Annotated in this window: 7 protein-coding genes and 1 tRNA gene; 5 read left to right on the forward strand and 3 right to left on the reverse strand. The window is 72.5% G+C overall.

Features of this window, described 5'->3' with window-relative positions:
• The first annotated feature begins 184 nt into the window (after positions 1 to 184).
• The 5 genes from sucC (at position 185) to ACZ7MY_RS42860 (ending at position 4,411) form a co-directional block, all read left to right on the forward strand.
• Positions 185 to 1,324, forward strand: coding sequence for an ADP-forming succinate--CoA ligase subunit beta (gene sucC / locus ACZ7MY_RS42840; protein ID WP_499611772.1), 1,140 nt, complete (start codon positions 185 to 187; stop codon positions 1,322 to 1,324).
• Between the two features lie 5 nt (positions 1,325 to 1,329).
• A complete protein-coding gene (gene sucD / locus ACZ7MY_RS42845) occupies positions 1,330 to 2,205 on the forward strand; it encodes a succinate--CoA ligase subunit alpha (protein WP_499611775.1) in 876 nt (291 codons plus the stop codon).
• On the forward strand, positions 2,202 to 2,654 hold the full coding sequence (locus tag ACZ7MY_RS42850) for a carbonic anhydrase (protein WP_499611777.1): 453 nt from the start codon (positions 2,202 to 2,204) through the stop codon (positions 2,652 to 2,654). Before sucD ends, ACZ7MY_RS42850 begins: the two co-directional genes overlap by 4 nt.
• The gene (locus ACZ7MY_RS42855; protein ID WP_499611780.1) at positions 2,651 to 4,195 is read left to right on the forward strand and encodes an aldehyde dehydrogenase family protein; all 1,545 of its coding nucleotides are present in this window, start codon (positions 2,651 to 2,653) and stop codon (positions 4,193 to 4,195) included. Before ACZ7MY_RS42850 ends, ACZ7MY_RS42855 begins: the two co-directional genes overlap by 4 nt.
• A 128-nt stretch (positions 4,196 to 4,323) precedes the next feature.
• A tRNA-Leu gene (locus ACZ7MY_RS42860) sits at positions 4,324 to 4,411 on the forward strand.
• Between the two features lie 115 nt (positions 4,412 to 4,526).
• Here the strand turns inward: ACZ7MY_RS42860 and ACZ7MY_RS42865 are convergent.
• The 3 genes from ACZ7MY_RS42865 to ACZ7MY_RS42875 form a co-directional block, all read right to left on the reverse strand.
• A complete protein-coding gene (locus tag ACZ7MY_RS42865) occupies positions 4,527 to 4,706 on the reverse strand; it encodes a BBE domain-containing protein (RefSeq protein ID WP_499611783.1) in 180 nt (59 codons plus the stop codon).
• Between the two features lie 310 nt (positions 4,707 to 5,016).
• Entirely contained in the window at positions 5,017 to 5,580 is a 564-nt protein-coding gene (locus tag ACZ7MY_RS42870; RefSeq protein ID WP_499611788.1) for an NADPH-dependent FMN reductase, read from the reverse strand.
• 560 nt (positions 5,581 to 6,140) lie between these two features.
• Positions 6,141 to 7,157, reverse strand: a complete 1,017-nt coding sequence (locus tag ACZ7MY_RS42875) for a helix-turn-helix domain-containing protein (protein WP_499611786.1) — start codon at positions 7,155 to 7,157, stop codon at positions 6,141 to 6,143.
• Between the last annotated feature and the right edge of the window lie 366 nt (positions 7,158 to 7,523).

The following is a 7,523-nucleotide window of genomic DNA, read 5'->3' on the forward strand; positions in this document are numbered from 1 at the left end:
CAAGGTTCCTTCCGGTCCGGGGGCCGGTGAGCAGGCCGATCGCGAGATTCCGTTCTGCAGTCTGTACATTGCATACAGCCGACGAATACTGTATGCAGACGTTTATCCCGCATGGACGACCCGGTGTCCAGAGGTCTGCACCGGATTATCGTTCGACCCCGAGTCAGGGCAGGTGCGTTTGACGATGGATCTGTTCGAGTACCAAGCACGGGAGCTCTTCGCGCGGCACGGCGTCCCCGTGCTCGCCGCCCACGTGGTGGACGACCCCGCCGAGGCCCGGACCGCCGCCGAACGCCTCGGCGGACAGGTCGTGGTGAAGGCCCAGGTGAAGACCGGCGGCCGGGGCAAGGCCGGCGGCGTGAAGCTCGCCTCCGACCCCGCGGACGCCGAAGCGAAGGCCGGCGCCATCCTCGGCATGGACATCAAGGGCCACACGGTCGGCAAGGTCATGCTGACCCCGACCGCCGACATCCAGGACGAGTACTACGTCTCCTTCCTCCTCGACCGCGCCGAGCGCACCTTCCTCGCCATGGCCTCGGCCCAGGGCGGCATGGACATCGAGGAGGTCGCCGCCACCCGGCCGCAGGCGCTGGCCCGCGTCCCCGTCGACGTCGCCGAGGGCGTCACCGAGGAGAAGGCCCGGCAGATCGCCGAGGCGGCCGGGCTCCCCGAGGAGACCGTGCCCGTGCTGATCGCACTGTGGGAGGTCTTCACCGCCGAGGACGCCCTGCTGGTCGAGGTCAACCCGCTGGTCCGCACCACGGACGGCCGGGTCCTCGCCCTGGACGGCAAGGTGTCCCTCGACGCCAACGCCCGCTTCCGGCACCCCGTCCACGAGGCCTACGAGACCCCCGGCGAGGGCGACCCCCTGGAGGCCGCCGCCCGCGCCAAGGGCCTCAACTACGTCAAGCTCGACGGCACCGTCGGCGTCATCGGCAACGGCGCGGGGCTGGTGATGAGCACCCTCGACGTGGTCGCCCACCACGGCGCGGCCCCCGCCAACTTCCTCGACATCGGCGGCGGCGCCTCCGCCCAGGTGATGGCCGACGGACTCGGCGTCATCCTCTCCGACCCCGACGTCACCTCCGTCCTCGTCAACGTCTTCGGCGGCATCACCGCCTGCGACGCGGTCGCCGACGGGATCGTCCAGGCGCTCGGCCAGGTGGAGCTCACCAAGCCCCTCGTCGTCCGCCTCGACGGCAACAACGCCGAGCGCGGCCGCGCGGTCCTCGACGAGGCCGCGGCGTCGCTGGGCCCCCTCGTACAGCAGCTGGACACCATGGACGGCGCGGCCGCGCGGGCCGCCGAGCCCGCAAGGAGCTGATCGCGATGGCCATCTTCCTCGACCGCAACAGCAAGGTGATCGTCCAGGGCATGACCGGCTCGGAGGGCATGAAGCACACCCGCCGGATGCTCGCCTCGGGCACGGACGTCGTCGGCGGCGTCAACCCGCGCAAGGCCGGAACGAGGGTCGAGTTCGACGGGCGCACCGTCCCGGTCTTCGGGTCGGTCAAGGAGGCCGTCGGCATGACCGGCGCCGACGTCAGCGTCGTCTTCGTGCCGCCGCCCTTCGTACGCGCCGCCGTCGACGAGGCCGTCGACGGCGGCCTCGGGCTCGTCGTCGTCATCACCGAGGGCGTCCCCGTCCACGACACGGTCGCCTTCCGGGCCCGCGCGGTCGCCTCCGGCACCCGCGTGATCGGGCCCAACTGTCCCGGGCTCATCAGCCCCGGGCAGTCCAACGCGGGCATCATCCCCGCCGACATCACCACCGCCGGCCGCATCGGCCTGGTGTCGAAGTCCGGCACGCTCACCTACCAGTTGATGTACGAGCTGCGCGACCTCGGCTTCTCCACCGCGGTCGGCATCGGCGGCGACCCCGTCATCGGCACCACCCACATCGACTGCCTGCGGGCCTTCCAGGACGACCCCGAGACCGAACTGATCGTCATGATCGGCGAGATCGGCGGCGACGCGGAGGAACGCGCCGCCTCCTACATCTCCCGCCTGGTCACCAAACCGGTGGTCGGCTACGTCGCCGGCTTCACCGCGCCCGAGGGCAAGACCATGGGCCACGCCGGCGCCATCGTCTCCGGCTCCTCCGGCACCGCCCAGGCCAAGAAGGAGGCGTTGGAGGCCGCCGGCGTCAAGGTCGGCAGCACCCCGTCGGAGACCGCGCGGCTCGTCCGCGGGCTGCTGCGGTGACCGCCCCCGTACGGTCCGCGGGCGTCGAGCAGCTGCTCCTGCGCAGGTACGACGTGGGCGCGGCACTGACGCCGATCGACCTCAAGAAGAAGGAGGCCCGCACCGGCGTCGCCATCGTCGCGTGCATGGACTCCCGGCTCGGCGTCGAGGCGATGTTCGGGCTGCGGCCCGGCGACGCCGACGTCATCCGCAACGCCGGCGGATGCGTCACCCCCGACACCCTGCGCTCGCTGCGGATGAGCCAGCTGGAGGGCGGCACCCGCGAGATCGTCCTGGTGCACCACGAGGACTGCGCGGCGCTCGGCGATCCCGCCGAGGACCTCGTCACGTGCATGACCCGGGTCCGCGACGCCACGGAACTGCCCCGCACCGAGATGGTCAGGGGCTTCCTCTACACCCGTGGCGGGGCGCTGCGCGAGGTGCGCCCCGACCGGGCGGACCAACCGTGACCCTCGCCCTCAAACCCGGGACGGCCTGGGCGGACGCCTGGCGGCGGTGCCTGCGCGCCGCCCCCGAGGCGTTCCACGAGGACCGCGTGCTCAACCTGTGGGCCGGGGCCTGGCAGGTGGACGGCCGGATCCTGCCGTCCGTGAGCCCCGTCGACGGCACCCCCGTCGCCGGGGCGCCCCGGCTCGGCGCGGACACCGCCCGGCGGGCCGTCCGCGCCGCCCTCGACCAGCACCGCGCCTGGCGGGTGATCCCCGTCTCCGAGCGCAGGGCCCGGGTCTCGGCCGCCCTGGACGCCCTCAGCGAGCACCGCACGCTGCTGGCCCTCCTCCTGGTCTGGGAGATCGGCAAGCCCTGGCGGCTCGCCCAGGCCGACGTCGACCGGGCCCTCGACGGCGTCCGCTGGTACGCCGGGGAGATCGACGACATGGTCGAGTGGCGCCGCCCGCTGCCCGGCCCGGTCGGCAACCTCGCCGGCTGGAACCACCCGATGAGCGTCCTCGTGCACGCCATGCTGGTCCAGGCGCTCGCCGGCAACGCCGTCATCGCCAAGGTCCCCGCCGAGGGGGGACTGGCCTGCCTCACCCTCGCGTGCGCGCTCATCGCCCGCGAGGACGTGCCGGTGACCCTGGTGAGCGGCGGCGACGACCTGGCGGCGGCACTGGTACGAGCCCCCGAACTCGGCTGCGTCTCCTCCGTCGGCGGCCGGGACCCGGGCGTCCGGCAGGCCTGCGCGGACGCCGACCCGGGCGGACGCCACATCCTGGGACGGGAGGGGCTGAACACCTGGGGCGTGTGGGACTACAGCGACTGGGAAACCCTGTCCGGTCACATCCGTGGGACCTTCGCCCACGCCAAACAGCGCTGCACCGCCTACCCGCGCTTCGTCGTGCGGCGCGAACTCCTCCCCGACTTCCTGTCCGCCTACCTGCCCGCCGTGCGCGACCTGCGGTTCGGCCACCCGCTCGCCGTGGACGACCCCGGGGACGACCTCCCCGGACTCGACTTCGGGCCGCTGATCACCGCGGCCAAGGCCAAGGAACTCGACGACCTCGTCTCCGAGGCCGTCGACCACGGCGCGGTCCCGCTGCACCGCGGCAGCCTCGCCGACGCCCGCCTCCTGCCCGGCCAGGACACATCCGCCTACCTGGCCCCCGTCACCCTCCTCAACCCGCCCCCCACCTCCCCGCTGCACCGCACGGAACCCTTCGGCCCGGTCGACACGATCGTCCCGGCCGACACCGAGGCCGAACTGCTGGCCGCCATGAACACCGGCGGCGGCACCCTCGTCGCCACGCTCTCCACCGACGACGAGGACACCTACGCCCGCCTCGCCCCGCGGATCCGCGCCTTCAAGGTCGGACACAACCGCCCCCGCTCCCGCGGCGACCGCGCCGAGCACTTCGGCGGCCTCGGCGCCTCCTGGCGCGGCGCCTTCGTCGGCGGCGACCTGCTCGTCCGCGCGGTCACCCGCGGCCCCGCGGACGAGCGCCCGCCGGGGAACTTCCCCGGCTACCACCTCATGCCGCCCGAGCCCGGGTAGCTCCCCCCGGTGCCGGGGCCGACCGGGCCCCGGCACCCCGTGCACCCAGCGGATACGCAGGTGAAACCCACCCCGAATCCTTGGTATCGTTATCCGTGTCGCCGCGGGGCCAGCCCCGCGCATCACCTGTCCGGGTGGCGGAATGGCAGACGCGCTAGCTTGAGGTGCTAGTGCCCTTTATCGGGCGTGGGGGTTCAAGTCCCCCCTCGGACACCACCGTTGACGATACGGATACCAGGATCTCGACCTTCGGGTCCTGGTCCTCGTCGCGTTGTGCGTGACTGATGGTGACCCCCGGGCTGCGCAGAGCGGCCTCCCGGGGGCTACCCCGTCAGCGGGGCGGGATGTTGTGGTTCACCCGGAACGTGTTGGCCGGGTCGTGGGCCTTCTTCGCGGCGGTCAGGCGCCGGAAGTGGTCGGTGCCGTAGACCTTGCTCAACCGCTCGGGGTCGGTGCCCTCTTCGGTGGAGAGGAAGTTGACCATCCTGCGGTCGTCCGCCCAGGGCTCCATCACCCTTCATGGCCTCGTCGAGTGCACCGCCGAGCATGCGGATCTCGACGCGCGCAGGGGTGCGATCAGCCGCTCGCCCTCGGCCGCAGGCCCCAGGAAGGCGATCCGCATGTGCACCACGAACGCGCCGCGGAGGGGTTCCGGCAACTCGGGCAGCGGGGGCAGCCGTTGCGTGCGAGTGCGGCCGCATCCGCGGGCAGCGCCCGTGCGCACGGATCGTCAAACGTCATGGTGCCGCGTGGGATGTGGTCGCGGGCCGGCGGCTCCGCGGTGGCGGGCCCGCCCCGACCGGGGCGGGCCCGGCGGATGATCAGGCGTCGGCGCGCAGCGGCCGCAGGGCCTTCGACCAGGCGACGACCTGGTCGAGCGTCGCATCGAGGGTGGACCGGTGGTGGGAGCCCGGCTTGAAGACGCTGTAGTTCTCGAAGTCGGTCAGGAGGGACAGCGCGACCTGCGCCCGCACCGTGGCGATCTGCAGTTCGCTCGCGATGAGGCGCAGGTGCTCCACGGCGCGGATGCCGCCGCCGGAGCCGTAGCCCACGAAGCCCGCCGCCTTGTTGTTCCACTCGGCGTACAGGTAGTCGAGCGCGTTCTTCAGGGCGCCCGTCGTGGAGTGGTTGTACTCGGGGGTCACGAACACGTAGCCGTCGAACTCGGCGATCTTCGCCGCCCAGGCCTTGGTGTGGTCGTTCTGGTACTGCCCGAACGCCGGGGGGAGCGCCTCGTCGAGGAGCGGCAGCGGGTAGTCCGCCAGGTCCACGAGCTCGAACTCCGCGTCGGAACGCTGCTTGGCGATGTCGAGGACCCAGTCCGCCACGGCGGCGCCGTTGCGCCCCGGGCGGGTGCTGCCGAGGATGATCGCGATCTTGGTCATGTCGTGCCTTTCGTCGGTGCGGCGCACGGCAGGCAGGGAAGCGGTGCCAGGCGCCGGAGGGTGACGCGTGCCGGCAGCCCGGGTGCGGTTCCGTCACGGGACGCGTCGGGAGGGTGATCGGGTGCTTCGGTGAACCCGCTCCCGGCCGAGGAGGGCGTACGCGAGCCGGCTCCTCCGGGGGCGTCCGCCCTCGTCGAGCAGCGTGGGCCCGGTGCCGACGTCGTCGTCGGTGGGGACAGTAGGGCGGCGCCACGGCGAAGGCAATCAGGGTGAGATGTCGGATGTGCCCGCTGATGGGCGCGCGTTGCGGGACGACGTGCCGCCCGGGCCGGGCGCCCGTGAGCCGTCGGCCGACCGCCCGTCGTCCCGCCGCATCCCCGGTTCCCAGGGGCTGTGCGGCACCGGTGGTGCGTCACGCCGTGCAGGGGCCCGGAGCTCCGGTGGTCGGTTCCCGGGGCCGGGCGCCCGGGCCGAATCCCTGCACGGTGAGGCAAGCCGGCCGGCGGATCCCTGCGCGGAGAGGCAAAACGACGACCGGTGTGCGGCCTACCTTGGGGACGTCACCGGGGAGTTCCGGACGCCGGGTGGGGTGGAGCTGTCGGCGGCGGGAACTCCTCTGTGTCGGCCGCCCGTTCCAGCCGCCATTCGCGGGGGCTCGATCCGTACGCCGCCTTGAACACGCGACTGAAGTGGGGTGCGCTGGTGAATCCCCACCGGTGGGCGATCGCCTCGATCGTCATGAATCGCCGTGCCGGCGAGGCCAGTTCCCGCCTGCACTCCTCGAGACGCTGCGTCCTGATCCACGCACCGAGGGAGATTCCCGCCCGGGACAGGGTCAGGTAGAGCTGCCGTACGGAGACGTGGTGCTCGGCCGCGATGCGTGCCGCGGTCAGATTGGGTTCCGCCAGATGGCGACGGACGTATTCCTCGACGCGCTGGAGGAGCGTGCCGTGCAGGGGCCCTCTGGCCAGGTCGTCACGGCCGGCGCCGGTGGTGACCACGGCCCTGATCAGGTCGACGCTGGGCTGCGCGTACAGGGCGGCCTCCGCCTCGCCGACGGGGGCCCGGTTGCGCGCCATCCGGGCGAAGAACGCCGCCGCGGCACCCATGAGCGGGTGCTCCGAGCCGATGCGCGCGGCCGTGACCTGGCCGATCAGGGACGACCGCAGCCCCAGGACGTGTGTGGGGACGCGCACGGTGACCGCGTGCACGGTGCCGTCGAAGAAGATCTCGTAGGGCTTGGCGTTCTCGATCACCGTGAGGTCACCCGCCCGGATCACACCCCGTCTGCCTCCTTGGCCGAACCGGGTGACCCCCGCTTTCTGGAGGACCACGAAGACGTGCGGCTCCATGTCGTCCTCCGCCTGGGTGGTCGCCCGCCGGAGGCCGGCCACGTTCCAGTCGATTCCCGTGACCTCCACCGGCCCCACCGTGGTGATGTCCGCGACGGCCCGCAGACGGGCCGGATCCGGCGGGAGATCCACCTCTATGCGGCCGTTCACCGACCGCGAGAGTTCACGGATGGCGTCCGCGCGGTCGCCGGGAGCCAGTGACCCCGCGTCGAACCGAATCGCCATGCGGGTTTCCTCCCAAGCCGGTCGCACGGCACGCATTGCCGGATGGCCCTCCACGGTACAGCGGCCGGACGTCCGGTCCGGGCATGTGGTTGCGTCATGCACACACCGAACGTGGCCGGTCGGTGCGGGTGCGGGTGCGCGTGCCGGTGCCGGCGTCTCGCCCCGGGTGGGATGGGGGCGTGGCCGGTCGCGGTCGCGGTGCGCCCGGCGGCGCCGCGCCGCCGGCCGGTACGGGCAAATCTTTGCCCGCGTTCTCTGGACATCCACCGCGTCGGCCGCAACCATGGTTACTCCATACGGTATGCAATCTGCAGTATGGGATCCGACGTACCATCCCCGACCCGTCGTTGGACTTGTGAGGTGGCC

This window comes from Streptomyces sp. NPDC111520, assembly GCF_055635295.1.

What these genes read in the sequence shown, in the direction of transcription:
- sucC (WP_499611772.1), top strand. Translation starts at nt 185, where the DNA reads ATGGATCTGTTCGAGTACCAAGCACGGGAGCTCTTCGCGCGGCACGGC.
- sucD (WP_499611775.1), top strand. Translation starts at nt 1,330, where the DNA reads ATGGCCATCTTCCTCGACCGCAACAGCAAGGTGATCGTCCAGGGCATG.
- ACZ7MY_RS42865 (WP_499611783.1), bottom strand. Translation starts at nt 4,706, where the DNA reads ATGGAGCCCTGGGCGGACGACCGCAGGATGGTCAACTTCCTCTCCACC.
- ACZ7MY_RS42870 (WP_499611788.1), bottom strand. Translation starts at nt 5,580, where the DNA reads ATGACCAAGATCGCGATCATCCTCGGCAGCACCCGCCCGGGGCGCAAC.
- ACZ7MY_RS42875 (WP_499611786.1), bottom strand. Translation starts at nt 7,157, where the DNA reads ATGGCGATTCGGTTCGACGCGGGGTCACTGGCTCCCGGCGACCGCGCG.